The sequence below is a fragment of the Paracidovorax sp. genome, from assembly GCF_057642795.1.
Window position 1 is genome coordinate 307,036 of sequence record NZ_JBXYZY010000029.1, and the last position, 14,203, is coordinate 321,238.

The window sequence follows — 14,203 nt, forward strand, 5'->3', positions numbered from 1 at the left end:
AATTACGATAGCCGGCCAAACTCTGTCGAGAACATGCCAAACACCGCCCTGCTGTTGCGCCCACCCGCCGCTCGGCCGCGCGCGCGGCCCCTGTCCTACGTCGATTCGCTCACGCCGCACCTCTTCGTGCCGAGCGCGGCGCGGCCGGTGCGGGCCAAGGTGCGCGCGCTGAGCGCCGACACGCAGGTGATGCCGCACAGCCATCCCTGGGCGCAGGTGGCGATCTCGACCCAGGGCGTGATCCGGCTGACGGTGGCAGGCGGCACCTACATCGTGCCGCCTTCGCGCGCGGTGTGGATTCCGCCCGGCGTGGAGCACGCGGTGACCATGGTGGAGGACGCGGACCTGCGCACGCTCTACCTGCACCAGCCGCGCGCCCGCTGCGGCCCCGGCGTGGCGCGGGCCGACGAGGCGCCCTGGCGCCAGTGCCGTGTGCTGGAGATGTCCGAACTGCTGCGCGCGCTGGTCTGCGAGATGCCTGCCGACAACGACGAGGCTCCGCCCCTGCCGCCCGAAGCGCTGCGCCGTGAGCGCCACCTGAGCGCGCTGATCCTCGAGGAAGTGCGCCGCGCCAGCGCCGTGCGCCTGGGCGTGGCGCTGCCGGGCGACAAGCGTCTGCGGCATCTGTGCGAGACCGTGCTGGCCGACCCCACCCGCCACGAGACGCTGGCCGACTGGGCGCGCGACACCGGCGCCAGCCCGCGCACGGTGGCGCGGCTCTTCCGTCAGGAGTTATCCACCACCTTCACGCAGTGGCGCCAGCAGGTGCTGCTGGCCCAGGCGGTGGCACTGGCGGCGGGGCGCAAGCCCGTCAACCAGATCGCGGCCGAGCTGGGCTACGCCAGCCCCAGCGCCTTCAGCGCCATGGTGCGGCGCGCGGTGGGCATGCCGCCGGCGCGCTTCCTGGGGCTGCAGCAGTGAAGTGAGGTCCGGTTTCGGATGTTTTCGGGCTGCAGCGCTCTTATCACCTACGCATTGCGCTATCGAAAGATGAGCAAACGGGTTCTCAGCCCGTCTGCGGCTCAGCCACCATTTCGCGGATCAGCGCGATCGTGGCCTGCTGCGCCAGCGTGGCCGCCCGCCGCGCCGAGGTGACCAGGTGCACCTGCCCCACCACGCGCGGCGCGTCGATGGGGTGCAGCAGGTAGCGCTGCGGATGGGCCGAGGCGCGCACCGCATGCCCGGGCAGCACGGCATAGCCCACGCCTTCGGAGACCAGGTCGAGGATGGCCGAGACGCCGTCGATCTCCATGGCGATGCGCGGCGTGCAGCCGATGTCGGCCATGCGCCGCTCCAGCAGCATGCGCAGTGCGTTGGGCCGGCTGGGCACGACCAGCGGGTGCGTGGCCAGGGTGGCCAGGGGCATGGGCGACTCGGTGCCGCCGCTGCCCGTGCCGGGGCGGGTGTCCGGGCGCGGGGCGATGGCGAAGAGTTCTTCGTCCATCAGGTGCTCGGCGGCCAGCTCGGGCGAGGTGGGCGGGTTGTAGAGCAGCGCCACGTCCAGCCGGCCGGTCTGCAGCCATTCCTGCATCTGCACCGACAGGCCTTCGCTGATCGACAGGGCCGCATCGGGCAGGCGCTGGCGGAAGGCGCGCGAGAGCGGCACCGTGAGCCGCCGCGCCAGGCTGGGCGGCAAGCCGATGCTCACGCGCCCGGTGAGCGCGCCGCGCGCGCGGCCCAGGTCTTCGCGGGCGCGCTCCACCTGGTGCAGGATGCCGCGGCCGTGCTCCAGCATCAGCTGGCCGGCGTCGGTCAGCGTCACGCCCCGGCCGTTGCGCAGCAGCAGGTTCTGGCGCAGCTCCACCTCCAGCAGGCGGATCTGGCGGCTCAGGGCGGGCTGGGCCACCGCCAGCGCCAGCGCGGCGCGGGTGAAGCTGCCCAGCTCGGCCACGCGCACGAAGTATTCGATTTGCTTGAGATCCACGGAATGCCTGCGCCCCGCGGGCGCCTCCCAAAACGGGCCGTGCTGCACATCGCACGGCAACATAGCTGGCGCCATGTTATGCCGATTTGCTCTAGCTGATAGCGGGCCAGCCCGGTGGGCAGCGGCGGGCGGGCGCGCAAGAATGCCCCACGCCGGCATTTCGGGAGAGGGTTATCCACAGGGTGGGACCCTGGCCCAGGCGCCCTGCACTGCCCCGGTTCCATAAAAACCCCCGTTCGGAGACACGCATCACCATGTCCACGCCCCAGGTTCGCGGTATTTCGTCCATGGCCACACGGGCCCTGCTGGCCGAGCTGGTCGCCGCATGGCAGCAGCAGTCAGGCCGCGAAGCCGCCATCGAATCGGTGGGTGGCGTGGATGCCGCGCGGCGCGTGCGCGAAGGCGGCGAGCCCTTCGACCTGGTGGTGCTGGCCTCCGACGCCATCGCCAAGCTGGAGGCCGCCGGCCGCATCGAGCCCGGCAGTGTGACGCCGCTGGTGCGCTCGGGCGTCGCGGTGGCTGTGCCCGCCGGCGCGCCGCAGCCCGCCATCGGCACCGAGGCGCAGCTGCGCGACGCGGTGCTGGCGGCACCCACCATCGGCTATTCGACCGGCCCGAGCGGCGTGGCGCTGCAGCAGCTGTTCGAGCGCTGGGGCATCGCCGATGTGGTGAAGGACCGCACCGTGCAGGCACCGGCCGGCACACCCGTGGCCGCGCTGGTGGCGCGCGGCGAGGTGGCGCTGGGCTTTCAGCAGCTCAGCGAAATGCTGCATGTCGAAGGCATCGCCGTGATCGGCCCGCTGCCCGACGCGGTGCAGATCACCACCGTGTTCAGCGCCGCCGTGGTGGCCGGTGCCGCCCAGGAATCTGCTGCGCGCGAACTGCTGGCCTTCATGGCCTCGCCCGCCACGGCCGACGCCAAGCGCCGCCAGGGCATGGAGCCGGCCTGATCCGCCGGCCGGCCCCTCCCCCTCTTTTTGCTTCCCCCTCTTCCCCATCATTCCCACGGAGCTTTCCGCATCATGATCATCGACTGCCACGGCCACTACACGACCGCACCCAAGGCGCTGGAGAACTGGCGCAATGCCCAGATCGCGGGCATCAAGGACCCGTCGGCCAAGCCCAACCCGTCCGACCTGAAGATCAGCGATGACGAGCTGCGCGAGTCCATCGAGAGCAACCAGCTGCGCCTGATGAAGGAACGCGGCAGCGACCTGACCATCTTCAGCCCGCGCGCGAGCTTCATGGCCCACCACATCGGCGACTTCGAGGTCTCCAGCACCTGGGCCGCCATCTGCAACGAGCTCTGCTATCGCGTCTCGCAGCTCTTTCCCGACCACTTCGTGCCTGCCGCGATGCTGCCGCAGTCGCCCGGCGTCGATCCCAAGACCTGCATCCCCGAACTGGTCAAGTGCGTGGAGCAGTACGGCAACGTGGGCATCAACCTGAACCCGGACCCGAGCGGCGGCCACTGGACGAGCCCGCCCCTCACCGACCGCCACTGGTACCCCATCTACGAGAAGATGGTGGAGTACGACATCCCCGCCATGATCCATGTGAGCACCAGCTGCAACGCGTGCTTCCACACCACCGGCGCGCACTACCTCAACGCCGACACCACGGCCGTGATGCAGTGCATCCAGGGCGACCTGTTCAAGGATTTCCCCACGCTGAAGTTCGTCATTCCGCACGGCGGCGGCGCGGTGCCCTACCACTGGGGCCGTTTCCGGGGCCTGGCGCAGGAGATGAAGAAGCCGCTGCTCGAGGACCACCTGCTGAACAACATCTTCTTCGACACCTGCGTCTATCACCAGCCCGGCATCGACCTGCTGACCAAGGTGATCCCGGTCAAGAACATTCTTTTTGCCAGCGAAATGATCGGCGCCGTGCGCGGCATCGACCCGCAGACCGGGCACTACTACGACGACACCAAGCGCTATGTGAACGCTACCGCCAACCTGAGCGACGAGGAGCGCTACCAGGTCTTCGAAGGCAACGCGCGCCGCGTGTTCCCGCGCCTGGACGCGCAGCTCAAGGCCAAGGGCCTCTGAACCCCGCCGCCCGCGACAAACCACGGAGAAACACACCATGTACGAACTCGGAGTCGTCTATCGCAACATCCAGCGCGCCGACCGCGCCGCCGCCGACGGCCTGGCCGCGCTGGGCTCGGCCACGGTGCATGAGGCCATGGGCCGCGTGGGCCTGCTCAAGCCCTACATGCGCCCGATCTATCCCGGCGCGCAGGTCTCGGGCACGGCCGTGACGGTGCTGCTGCACCCCGGCGACAACTGGATGCTGCACGTCGCGGCCGAGCAGATCCAGCCCGGCGACGTGGTGGTGGCCGCCATCACCGCCGAATGCACCGACGGCTATTTCGGCGACCTGCTGGCCACCAGCTTCCAGGCGCGCGGCGCCCGCGCGCTCATCATCGACGCCGGCGTGCGCGACGTGAAGACGCTGCAGGAGATGGACTTCCCCGTCTGGAGCAAGTGCATCAGCAGCAAGGGCTGCATCAAGGCCACCATCGGCTCGGTGAACATTCCCGTGGTCTGCGCCGGCATGCTGGTCACTCCCGGCGACGTGATCGTGGCCGACGACGACGGCGTGGTCTGCGTGCCCGCAGCGCGTGCCGTGGAAACGTTGGCCGCCGCCCGGAAGCGCGAATCCTTCGAGGGCGAGAAGCGCGCCAAGCTGGCCTCGGGCGTGCTGGGCCTGGACATGTACAAGATGCGCGAGCCGCTGGCCGCCGCAGGCCTCAAATACATCGACTGAGGAGCGCGCACACCACCCCAAGAAAGTCGCCCGCCCCTGCCCCTTGCGCTCCCGCCCCTGGCCTTCCCACCATTTCCATAAAGAGAGACAAAACGCCATGACGACCCGCACCACCTCTGTTGCAGCAGCAGCTCCCGCTGCCTCCTCCTCCTGCGCCACCATCGCCCGCCGCGGTCTGTTGGCACTGGCCGCCACTGCGGCCTGCGCCCTGCCCCTGGCTTCCCAGGCGCAGCCGGCGCCGGCCGCCTGGCCCACCAAGCCGGTGCGCATCATCACGCCCTTCCCGGTGGGCGGTGGCCCGGATGGCGTGGCGCGGCTCGTGGCCGACCGGCTCTCGCGCGCCTGGGGCCAGCCCGTGACGGTGGATAACCGCCCGGGCGGCAACGGCTTCATCGCCATCGACGCCTTCAAGCGCGGCGCCAAGGACGGCACCGACATGATCGTGCTGGACAACGTCCACCTGGCCGCCTACCCCAGCCTCTTCAAGAAGCTGCCCTACGACCCGGTGAAGGACTTCGACCCCCTGCTGCCGCTTTTCAAGGGTTACTTCTTCTTCACCGTCGCCAGCAACAGCCCCTACCGCTCGGTGGGCGACCTGATCTCCGACGCCAAGGCCCATCCCGGCAAGCTCAATTACGGCTCCTGGTCGGTGGGCAATCCGGTGCACCTGGGTTCGGAGCTGTTCGAGTCGATGACGGGCACGCAGATGGAGCACGTGGTCTTCAAGGAGACCACCCAGCTCTACACCTCGGTCTCCACGGGTGATCTGGCCTTCGCACTGGGCACCGCCGCCACGGCCGGGCCGCTGCAGCGCGCAGGCAAGCTGCGCTTTTTGGCCATCGCCGCGCCAGAGCGCTCGGCCAGCTACCCCGACGTGCCCACGGTGGCCGAATCGGGCGGCCCCAAGGGCTTCGAGGTGATCGGCTGGAACGCCATCGCCGTGCCGCCGGGCCTGCCCGCCGCCGTCACCGACAAGGTCAAGCGCGACGTGGAAGAGGCGCTCAAGTCGCCCGAGGTGCTGGAGAAGTTCAAGAGCTTCGCCTACGAGCCCTTCCCCACCACGCGCGCGCAGTTCAACCAGTTCATCCAGAGCGAGAGCCAGCGTTTCGGCGACGTGATCCGCAAGGCGAACGTGACGCTGGACTGACCGAAAGGCCGTGCGATGACCGCTCCTCTCCACCCCCGCGCGCGCGCCCTCGCCTCGCGCCGCAGCCTGCTGACGGGCGCGGCGGCCCTGGCGGCGGGCGCCGCGCTGCCCGGCCTGCTGCCCCTGCCTGCGCACGCCGAGGACGCCGCCGCCTACCCGGCGCGGCCGGTGCGCCTGCTCGTGGGCTATTCGGCCGGTGGAGCGGTGGATGCCGTCGCCCGCAGCCTGGGCCAGGCGCTCGCCGCCAGCCTGGGCCAGCCCTTCGTTGTGGATAACAAGCCCGGCGCGGGCAGCAACATCGCCGTCAGGGCGGCGATCGACGCGCCGGCCGACGGCTACACCCTCATGGTCGCGGCCAATGCGCTGGCGGCCAACATGGCGCTCTACCAGCCCGCGCCCTTCGATGCGGAGCGCGACCTGGCCGCCATCTCGCTGATCGGGCGCGTGCCGGTGGTCATCGCCGCCAATGCGCAGGCGGCCTACGGCAGCATCGGCCAGCTGATCGCGCAGGCCAAGGCCCGTCCGCGCGCGATCGCCTTCGCCTCGCCGGGCAACGGATCGACGCCGCACATGGGGGTGGAATTCTTCGAGCGTGCCGCCGGCATCGAGCTGCAGCACGTGCCCTACCGCGGCGGCGCGCAGGCGCTGACCGACGTGATCGGCGGGCAGGTGCCGCTGATTGCGGTGAACGCGCTGGAGGCCCTGCCCCATGCGCGCAGCGGCAAGCTCAAGGTGCTGGCTGTGCTTAGCCCCGGCCGCAGCGCCGTGCTGCCCGATGTGCCCACCATCGCCGAATCCGGTTTCCCCGGCTTCGAGGCCTCCGTCTGGTATGGCCTGGTGGCGCCGGCCGGCACGCCCCAGCCCATCGTGGACCGGCTGCATACCGAAGTGCAGAAGGCCCTGCAGACTCAGGCCGTGCGCGAGCGCATGGCCCAGGTGGGCGGCGAGGTGCTGCCGGGCAGCCGTGACGCGTTCGCGAAGCTGATCCATTCCGAGCGGCAGCGCTACGAGAAGCTGGTGCGCGAGGCGCGCATCCAGCCCGACTGAGTGACTGCGCAACTGAGTGAGGGGGAGGCTTGCCGCTCCGTCTCTCCTCGCCCCGACCTGTTCTTCCCTTCCGTGTGAAAGCGAACCCATCATGAGCAAACCGACCTCCGGCCCCTTCGAGAAAACCTCCGGCTGGCTCGACTGGTACACCGGCCCGTCCAAGCCGCGCTTCCAGGTGCCTGCGGGCAGCGTGGACGCGCATTGCCACGTGTTCGGCCCGGGCGCCGAATTCCCCTATGCGCCCGAGCGCAAGTACACGCCCTGCGACGCGAGCAAGGAACAGCTCTTCGCGCTGCGCGACCACCTGGGCTTCGCGCGCAACGTGATCGTGCAGGCCACCTGCCACGGCGCCGACAACCGCGCCATGGTCGATGCCTGCAAGGCCGCCGGCGGCAAGGCGCGCGGCGTGGCCACGGTGCGCCGCAGCATCAGCGACGCGGAACTGCAGGAGCTGCACGATGCCGGCGTGCGCGGTGTGCGCTTCAACTTCGTCAAGCGCCTGGTGGACTTCACGCCCAAGGACGAGCTGCTGGAGATCGCCGGCCGCATCGCCCGACTCGGCTGGCACGTGGTGATCTATTTCGAGGCGGTGGATCTGCCCGAGCTGTGGGACTTCTTCACCAGCCTGCCGACCACCGTGGTGGTGGACCACATGGGCCGGCCCGACGTGACGAAGCCCATCGACGGGCCCGAGTTCGAGCTGTTCCTGAAGTTCATGCGCGAGCACCCCAACGTCTGGAGCAAGGTGAGCTGCCCCGAGCGCCTGTCCACCACCGGCCCGCAGGCGCTTCATGGTGAGCAGAACGCCTACCGCGACGTGGTGCCCTTCGCGCGCCGCGTGGTCGAGGAGTTCCCCGACCGCGTGCTCTGGGGCACCGACTGGCCCCACCCCAACCTCAAGGGCCACATGCCCGACGACGGCCTGCTGGTGGACTTCATCCCGCACATCGCGCCCACGGCCGAGCTGCAGAAGAAGCTGCTGGTGGACAACCCCATGCGCCTTTATTGGCCCGAAGAAGCGGCCCCGCAGTAAGCGGGCGCGACGCACCTCACCGCACAAGGAGACCCAGCAATGGCACTCGAAAAACCGTACATGGACGTGCCCGGCACGATCATCTTCGACGCCGAGCAGAGCCGCAAAGGCTACTGGCTCAACCAGTTCTGCATGAGCCTGATGAAGGCCGAGAACCGCGAGCGCTTCAAGGCCGACGAACGCGCCTATCTCGATGAATGGCCGATGACCGAGGAACAGCGCCAGGCCGTGCTGGCGCGCGACCTGAACTGGTGCATGCGCACCGGCGGCAACATCTACTTTTTGGCCAAGATCGGCGCCACCGATGGCCGGAGCTTCCAGCAGATGGCCGGCAGCATGACCGGCATGACCGAGCAGGAATACCGCGACATGATGATCAGCGGCGGCCGCAGCATTGAAGGCAACCGCTATCTGGGCGAAGACGGCAGCGCGCAGCCGCATCGCCAGCCGCAGGGCGCATCGCACCCGGCCGCCGCCCCGCAACAACCCCCCCACAGCACCAGCAAGGGAGCCTGAGACCATGGCCCGCATCACCGCATCCGTCTTCACATCGCACGTGCCGGCCATCGGCGCGGCCATGGACCTGGGCAAGACCCAGGAGCCCTACTGGCAGCCGCTCTTCGCGGGCTACGAGTTCTCCAAGCAGTGGATGAAGGACAACAAGCCCGACGTGGTCTTCCTGGTCTTCAACGACCATGCCACGGCCTTCAGCATGGACATGATCCCGACCTTCGCCATCGGCACGGCCGCCGAGTATTCACCCGCCGACGAAGGCTGGGGCCCGCGCCCGGTGCCCAAGGTGGCTGGCCACCCCGAGCTCGCCAGCCATATCGCGCAGAGCGTGATCCAGCAGGACTTCGACCTCACCCTGGTCAACAAGATGGACGTGGACCACGGCCTCACCGTGCCGCTGTCGCTCATGTGCGGCGAGAAGGACCCGGCCAAGGACGCCTGGCCCTGCCCGGTCATCCCCTTCGCCGTGAACGTGGTGCAGTACCCCGCGCCCAGCGGGCAGCGCTGCTTCAACCTGGGCCGCGCCATCCGCCGCGCCGTCGAGTCGTACGACGAAGACCTGAATGTCCACATCTGGGGCACGGGCGGCATGAGCCACCAGCTGCAAGGCGCGCGCGCCGGCCTGATCAACGCCGACTGGGACAACAGGTTTCTGGACCGCCTGATCGCCGAGCCCGCAGAACTGGCCAAGGTGCCGCACATCGAATACGTGCGCGAAGCCGGCTCCGAAGGCATCGAGCTGGTGATGTGGCTGATCGCGCGCGGCGCCATGGCCGACGTGAACGACGCGGGCCCGGCGCCGCGCGTGGCCCACCGGTTCTTCCATGTGCCTGCGTCCAATACCGCCGTGGGCCACCTGATCCTCGAAGAAGCCGCCCGCTGAGGCCGGCCAGGCCCCGCGGCACGGCCGCCGCGGGGCTCGCTTCTTCCACCCCCACCCATCCACCACCTCATCTACAAGGAACCCACCGCATGACCATCAAAGTCGCACTCGCCGGCGCCGGCGCCTTCGGCATCAAGCACCTGGACGGCATCAAGAACATCGACGGCGTCGAAGTCGTCTCCCTCATCAGCCGCGATCTCGAAAAGACCCGCGAAGTGGCCGACAAGTACGGCATCCCGCATGTCACCACCGATCTCGCCGACAGCCTGGCCATCAAGGAAGTCGATGCCGTGATCCTTTGCACCCCCACGCAGATGCACGCCGCGCAGACCAAGGCCTGCCTGGAAGCCGGCAAGCACGTGCAGGTCGAGATCCCGCTGTGCGATGTGCTCAAGGAAGGCCAGGACGTGCTGGCGCTCCAGCGGCAGACCGGCAAGGTCGCCATGGTGGGCCACACCCGCCGCTTCAACCCCAGCCACCAGTACGTGCACAACAAGATCCAGGCCGGCGAATTCAACATCCAGCAGATGGATGTGCAGACCTACTTCTTCCGCCGCACCAACATGAACGCGCTGGGCCAGCCCCGCAGCTGGACCGACCACCTGCTGTGGCACCACGCCGCCCACACGGTCGATCTGTTCGCCTACCAGGCCGGCAGCCCCATCGTGAAGGCCAACGCCATCCAGGGCCCAATCCACAAGGATCTCGGCATCGCCATGGACATGAGCATCCAGCTGCAGGCCGCCAACGGCGCCATCTGCACGCTGTCCTTGAGCTTCAACAACGACGGCCCGCTGGGCACCTTCTTCCGCTACATCGGCGACACCGCGACCTACATCGCGCGCTACGACGACCTGGTGCAGTCCCACAGCAAGGGCGCCGAAGAGGCCGTGGACGTGAGCCAGGTGGCCGTGTCGATGAACGGCATCGAACTGCAGGACCGCGAATTCTTCGCCGCCATCCGCGAAGGCCGCGAGCCCAACAGCAGCATCGCGCAGGTGATGCCTTGCTACGAGGTGCTGCACCAGCTGGAGCAGCAGCTGAACGCGGGTTGATTCGCTGCAGGTTGATCCGCCCCTCGCGTGCGAGGGGCCAGGGGCGGGCAGCTATCCATCCGGTAGCTGCCCGTTGGCTTTCAGCCTTCAGAATAGTCAGCCAGGGTTCCATTCATTCATTCCGCAGGCGCCCTGCGATTGGAACCCCCAGAGTTGTTGAGGCGTCGGATCGACGCAACTTCGCACCCACCCTTGCCGCCTTGGGATTCACACCATGCAAACCCGTTCTTTAGGCCCCTTCACCGTCTCAGCCATCGGCCTTGGCTGCATGAACCTCTCCCACGCCTACGGCGCGCCGGTCTCCCCCGAGCAGGGCGAGCGCGTGCTGCTCGCCGCGCTGGATGCGGGCGTGACGCTGTTCGACACGGCCGCGCTCTACGGCTTCGGCGCCAATGAGACGCTGGTGGGCCGCGTGATGAAGCCGCACCGCAGCCGCTTCACGCTGGCCAGCAAGTGCGGCATGCAGGGCGTGGACGTGAATGGCGACGGCAAGCTGGCGCGCGTGATCGACGGGCGGCCCGAGACGCTGCGGCAGACCTGCGAAGACAGCCTGCGCCGGCTGCAGACCGACGTGATCGACCTCTACTACCTGCACCGCTGGGACAAGCGCGTGCCCATCGAAGACAGCGTGGGCGCGCTGGCCGATCTGGTGCGCGCGGGCAAGATCCGCAGCATCGGCCTCTCCGAAGTGTCGGCCGCCACGCTGCGCCGTGCTGCGGAGGTGCACCCCATCGCCGCGGTCCAGACCGAGTATTCGCTCTGGACGCGCAACCCCGAGATCGCCGTGCTGGACGCGTGCCGCGATCTGGGCACGGCCTTCGTGGCCTTCAGCCCGGTGGCGCGCGGATTCCTGTGCGGGCCGATGGACGTGGGCGCGCTGGACGCCAAGGACATCCGCCGCGCCATGCCGCGCTTCAGCCCCGAGAACTACGCCGCCAATGCGCGCCTGCTGCCCGCCTACCAGGCGCTGGCGGCCGAGGCCGGCTGCACGCCCGCGCAGCTGGCGATCGCGTGGCTGCTGCAGCGCGGCGAGCACATCATTCCCATCCCGGGCACGACGAGCGTCGATCACCTGCTGGAAGACCTGGGCGCGGCGGATGTGCGGCTTTCGGCCGACGTGATGGCGCGGGTGGAGGCGCTGATCAACCAGCAGACGGTGACCGGCCCGCGCTACAACCCGCAGGGCACGGGCGAGGTGGATACCGAGTCGTTCTGAGAGCGGCTCCAAGAGCGGCTGGGACGCCCGCAGTGCTGGCGTCGTTCACCATCCTGCCTTCGCGCCTTGCCAGAGCCGCTTCGCGGGGCGGTGCGATTCGCTCTGATTTCTTCGGCACCGTTCCCGTCACAGCATGGGCCGCAATTCCCGCGCCGCATCCTGCAGCAGCGGCAGCAGATCGCGCTTGAGGCGCTCGGGCGAGAGCCGGTCCGGCGCGGTGACCACGTTGAGCGCGGCCACGGCGTGGCCCTGCAGGTCGCGCAGCGGCACGGCCAGGGCCAGCACGCCCAGCTCGTGCTCTTCGCTGGCGATGCAGCAATCCTCCGCGCGGGCCTGGTCGATGGCGGCGCGCAGCGCGGGCGCATCGGTGCGGGTGTAGGCCGTCAGGCGCGGCAGCGGGTGGCCGCGCAGCCAGTCGCGCACGGCGCTCTTGGTGCGGGTGGCCAGCAGCATGCGGCCGGTGGAGGTGGCGTGCGCGGGCAGGCGGCTGCCCAGGTGCAGGCCATAGGCCAGCACGCGGTCGGCCGCGCCCTGGGCGCTGCTGTAGTGGCCGGTGCCGCGCACGGCGTCGCCCTGGGCGCTGCTGTAGTGGCCGGTGCCGCGCACGGCGTCGCCCTGCGGCGTGGCGGCGCTGCGCGCCACGATGACCACCTCGCGCCCTTCCAGCACCACGGCGGAAAAGGGCAGCTGCGTCTGCGCGGCCAGCCGGTTGAGCGTGGGCTGCACCACGCGCGGCAGCCGCGCCGAAGCGAGATAGCTGCCGGCCAGCCGCAGCACCTTGGGCGCGAGCCAGAAGTACTGTCCGTCGCTTTCCAGGTAGCCCAGGTACGCCAGCGTGAGCAGATGGCGCCGCGCCGCCGCGCGCGTGAGGCCGGCGCGCTCGGCCGCGAGCGTGGCGTTGAGGCGCTGGCGTTCGGTGTCGAAGCTCTCCAGCACCGCCAGGCCCTTGGCCATGCCGGCGATGAAGTCGGCATGGGCGATGCCGGCGGGTGCGGCGGGTTGGGTGGCGGCTGCCGTGGTGGCCGTCTTCCTGCGGGTGGCGGCCGGGGTTGCGGTGCGTGTTGCCATGGTGGGTGCCTGCTGCAGCCGGATGCTGTGTGCGTGGGAGGTGGGCCGATGCGCCTGTGGATAAGTCGCGCGGATTTCTCTGCGCGATCATCGCATCGTTTGCGCGGGGATCGCGCAAGGCTTGAGGGCCGGCCCTGGCGGTGTCGGAGCGGCGCTTCTACGCTGCAGGCAACGGTGGCGCTCTGATGCACATCAACCACCGTTCCTTCCACACAGCAGACCGCCGCACGCCGGCGGCAGGAGACAAAGCACCATGACCGCCAGCACGACGAACACCGTCCCCATCCCCGCATCCACCCAGGTCGCCATCATCGGCGCGGGCCCCTCGGGCCTGCTGCTGGGCCAGTTGCTGCACAAGGCCGGCATCGACGCGGTCATCATCGAACGCCAGTCGCCCGACTATGTGTTGGGCCGCATCCGCGCCGGCGTGCTGGAGCAGGTGACCATCGACCTGCTGGATGAAGCCGGCGTGGGCGCGCGCATGCACCAGGAAGGGCTGGTGCATGGCGGTTTCGATCTGCTGCTGGACGGCCAGCGCCACCGCATCGACCTGGATGCGCTCACGGGCGGCAAGCATGTGATGGTCTATGGCCAGACCGAGGTCACGCGCGACCTGATGCAGGCCCGCGCCGCCGCCGGCCTGCCCACCGTGTACAGCGCCGCCGACGTGCAGGTGCATGGCTTCGACACCGCCCGCCCCCACGTCACCTTCGAGAAGGACGGCACCACGCACACGCTGCAGTGCGACTTCATCGCGGGCTGTGACGGCTTCCATGGCGTGTGCCGCGCCAGCGTGCCGCAGGGCGCGCTGCGCAACTACGAAAAGGTCTATCCGTTCGGCTGGCTGGGCCTGCTCTCGGACACCCCGCCCGTGCACCACGAACTGATCTACGCGAACACGCCGCGCGGCTTCGCGCTGTGCTCGCAGCGCAGCGCCACACGCAGCCGCTACTACCTGCAGGTGCCGCTGACCGACAAGGTCGAAGCCTGGAGCGACGAGGCCTTCTGGAACGAGCTGCGCCTGCGCCTGGACCCGGAAGCCCGCGAGCATCTGGTGACCGGCCCCAGCCTGGAAAAGAGCATCGCGCCGCTGCGCAGCTTCGTCACCGAGCCGCTGCGCTTCGGCCGCATGTTCCTGGCCGGCGACGCGGGCCACATCGTGCCGCCCACGGGCGCCAAGGGGCTGAACCTGGCGGCGACGGACGTGAAGTACCTCTCCTCCGCGCTGATCGAGTTCTATGCCGAGCGCAGCGAGGCCGGCATCGACGACTATTCGGCGCGGTGCTTGAAGCGCATCTGGCGCGCCGAGCGCTTCTCGTGGTGGTTCACGCAGCTGATGCACAACTTCCCCGGCGATGACGCGGCCATCGCCGCGAAATTCCAGGCGGCCGAGATCGACTACCTGCTGCATTCCGAGGCGGGCTCGCGCACCATCGCCGAGAACTACGTGGGCCTGCCGCTGGACTTCGGCGGCTGACCGGCCACGGGCGGCGCACGGCCTTCGCCGAAAGACCTTGCGCCGTTCAGGCCCGCAGCGAAGGTGCG

The 14,203-nt window shown here is 69.4% G+C and carries 14 protein-coding genes; 12 read left to right on the forward strand and 2 right to left on the reverse strand.

Features of this window, described 5'->3' with window-relative positions:
- Positions 1-33: 33 nt before the first annotated feature.
- Positions 34-921, forward strand: a complete 888-nt coding sequence (locus tag AC3A84_RS12555; protein WP_487969983.1) for an AraC family transcriptional regulator — start codon at positions 34-36, stop codon at positions 919-921.
- Positions 922-1,006: 85 nt separating this feature from the next.
- Here AC3A84_RS12555 and AC3A84_RS12560 read toward each other — a convergent pair whose 3' ends face one another.
- Positions 1,007-1,924 carry a LysR family transcriptional regulator gene (locus AC3A84_RS12560; RefSeq protein ID WP_486159869.1) on the reverse strand — a complete coding sequence of 306 codons (918 nt, stop codon included), beginning with the start codon at positions 1,922-1,924 and terminating at the stop codon, positions 1,007-1,009.
- Between the two features lie 254 nt (positions 1,925-2,178).
- Here AC3A84_RS12560 and AC3A84_RS12565 point away from each other — a divergent pair, with 254 nt between their 5' ends.
- The 10 genes from AC3A84_RS12565 (at position 2,179) to AC3A84_RS12610 (ending at position 11,590) form a co-directional block, all read left to right on the forward strand.
- On the forward strand, positions 2,179-2,874 hold the full coding sequence (locus AC3A84_RS12565; protein ID WP_487969985.1) for a substrate-binding domain-containing protein: 696 nt from the start codon (positions 2,179-2,181) through the stop codon (positions 2,872-2,874).
- A gap of 72 nt (positions 2,875-2,946) precedes the next feature.
- Positions 2,947-3,975 (forward strand): amidohydrolase family protein, encoded by a 1,029-nt coding sequence (locus AC3A84_RS12570; protein ID WP_487969987.1) that lies wholly within the window; start codon positions 2,947-2,949, stop codon positions 3,973-3,975.
- Between the two features lie 37 nt (positions 3,976-4,012).
- Positions 4,013-4,696 (forward strand): 4-carboxy-4-hydroxy-2-oxoadipate aldolase/oxaloacetate decarboxylase, encoded by a 684-nt coding sequence (ligK, locus tag AC3A84_RS12575; RefSeq protein WP_092937448.1) that lies wholly within the window; start codon positions 4,013-4,015, stop codon positions 4,694-4,696.
- Between the two features lie 97 nt (positions 4,697-4,793).
- Positions 4,794-5,843 carry a Bug family tripartite tricarboxylate transporter substrate binding protein gene (locus AC3A84_RS12580; protein WP_487969989.1) on the forward strand — a complete coding sequence of 350 codons (1,050 nt, stop codon included), beginning with the start codon at positions 4,794-4,796 and terminating at the stop codon, positions 5,841-5,843.
- Positions 5,844-5,858: 15 nt separating this feature from the next.
- Entirely contained in the window at positions 5,859-6,890 is a 1,032-nt protein-coding gene (locus tag AC3A84_RS12585) for a tripartite tricarboxylate transporter substrate binding protein (protein WP_487969991.1), read from the forward strand.
- Between the two features lie 91 nt (positions 6,891-6,981).
- A complete protein-coding gene (locus tag AC3A84_RS12590; RefSeq protein WP_487969992.1) occupies positions 6,982-7,923 on the forward strand; it encodes an amidohydrolase family protein in 942 nt (313 codons plus the stop codon).
- A gap of 39 nt (positions 7,924-7,962) precedes the next feature.
- The gene (ligA, locus tag AC3A84_RS12595) at positions 7,963-8,439 is read left to right on the forward strand and encodes a protocatechuate 4,5-dioxygenase subunit alpha (RefSeq protein WP_487969994.1); all 477 of its coding nucleotides are present in this window, start codon (positions 7,963-7,965) and stop codon (positions 8,437-8,439) included.
- Positions 8,440-8,443: 4 nt separating this feature from the next.
- The gene (locus AC3A84_RS12600) at positions 8,444-9,319 is read left to right on the forward strand and encodes a class III extradiol dioxygenase subunit beta (protein ID WP_487969996.1); all 876 of its coding nucleotides are present in this window, start codon (positions 8,444-8,446) and stop codon (positions 9,317-9,319) included.
- 89 nt (positions 9,320-9,408) lie between these two features.
- Positions 9,409-10,374: a Gfo/Idh/MocA family oxidoreductase gene (locus AC3A84_RS12605; protein WP_288508568.1), complete on the forward strand. Its 966-nt coding sequence runs from the start codon at positions 9,409-9,411 to the stop codon at positions 10,372-10,374.
- Between the two features lie 214 nt (positions 10,375-10,588).
- Positions 10,589-11,590 carry an aldo/keto reductase gene (locus AC3A84_RS12610; RefSeq protein WP_487969998.1) on the forward strand — a complete coding sequence of 334 codons (1,002 nt, stop codon included), beginning with the start codon at positions 10,589-10,591 and terminating at the stop codon, positions 11,588-11,590.
- 126 nt (positions 11,591-11,716) lie between these two features.
- Here AC3A84_RS12610 and AC3A84_RS12615 read toward each other — a convergent pair whose 3' ends face one another.
- Entirely contained in the window at positions 11,717-12,544 is an 828-nt protein-coding gene (locus tag AC3A84_RS12615; protein ID WP_487970075.1) for an IclR family transcriptional regulator domain-containing protein, read from the reverse strand.
- Between the two features lie 367 nt (positions 12,545-12,911).
- Here AC3A84_RS12615 and pobA point away from each other — a divergent pair, with 367 nt between their 5' ends.
- The gene (gene pobA / locus AC3A84_RS12620; protein WP_487970000.1) at positions 12,912-14,135 is read left to right on the forward strand and encodes a 4-hydroxybenzoate 3-monooxygenase; all 1,224 of its coding nucleotides are present in this window, start codon (positions 12,912-12,914) and stop codon (positions 14,133-14,135) included.
- Positions 14,136-14,203 lie beyond the last annotated feature (68 nt).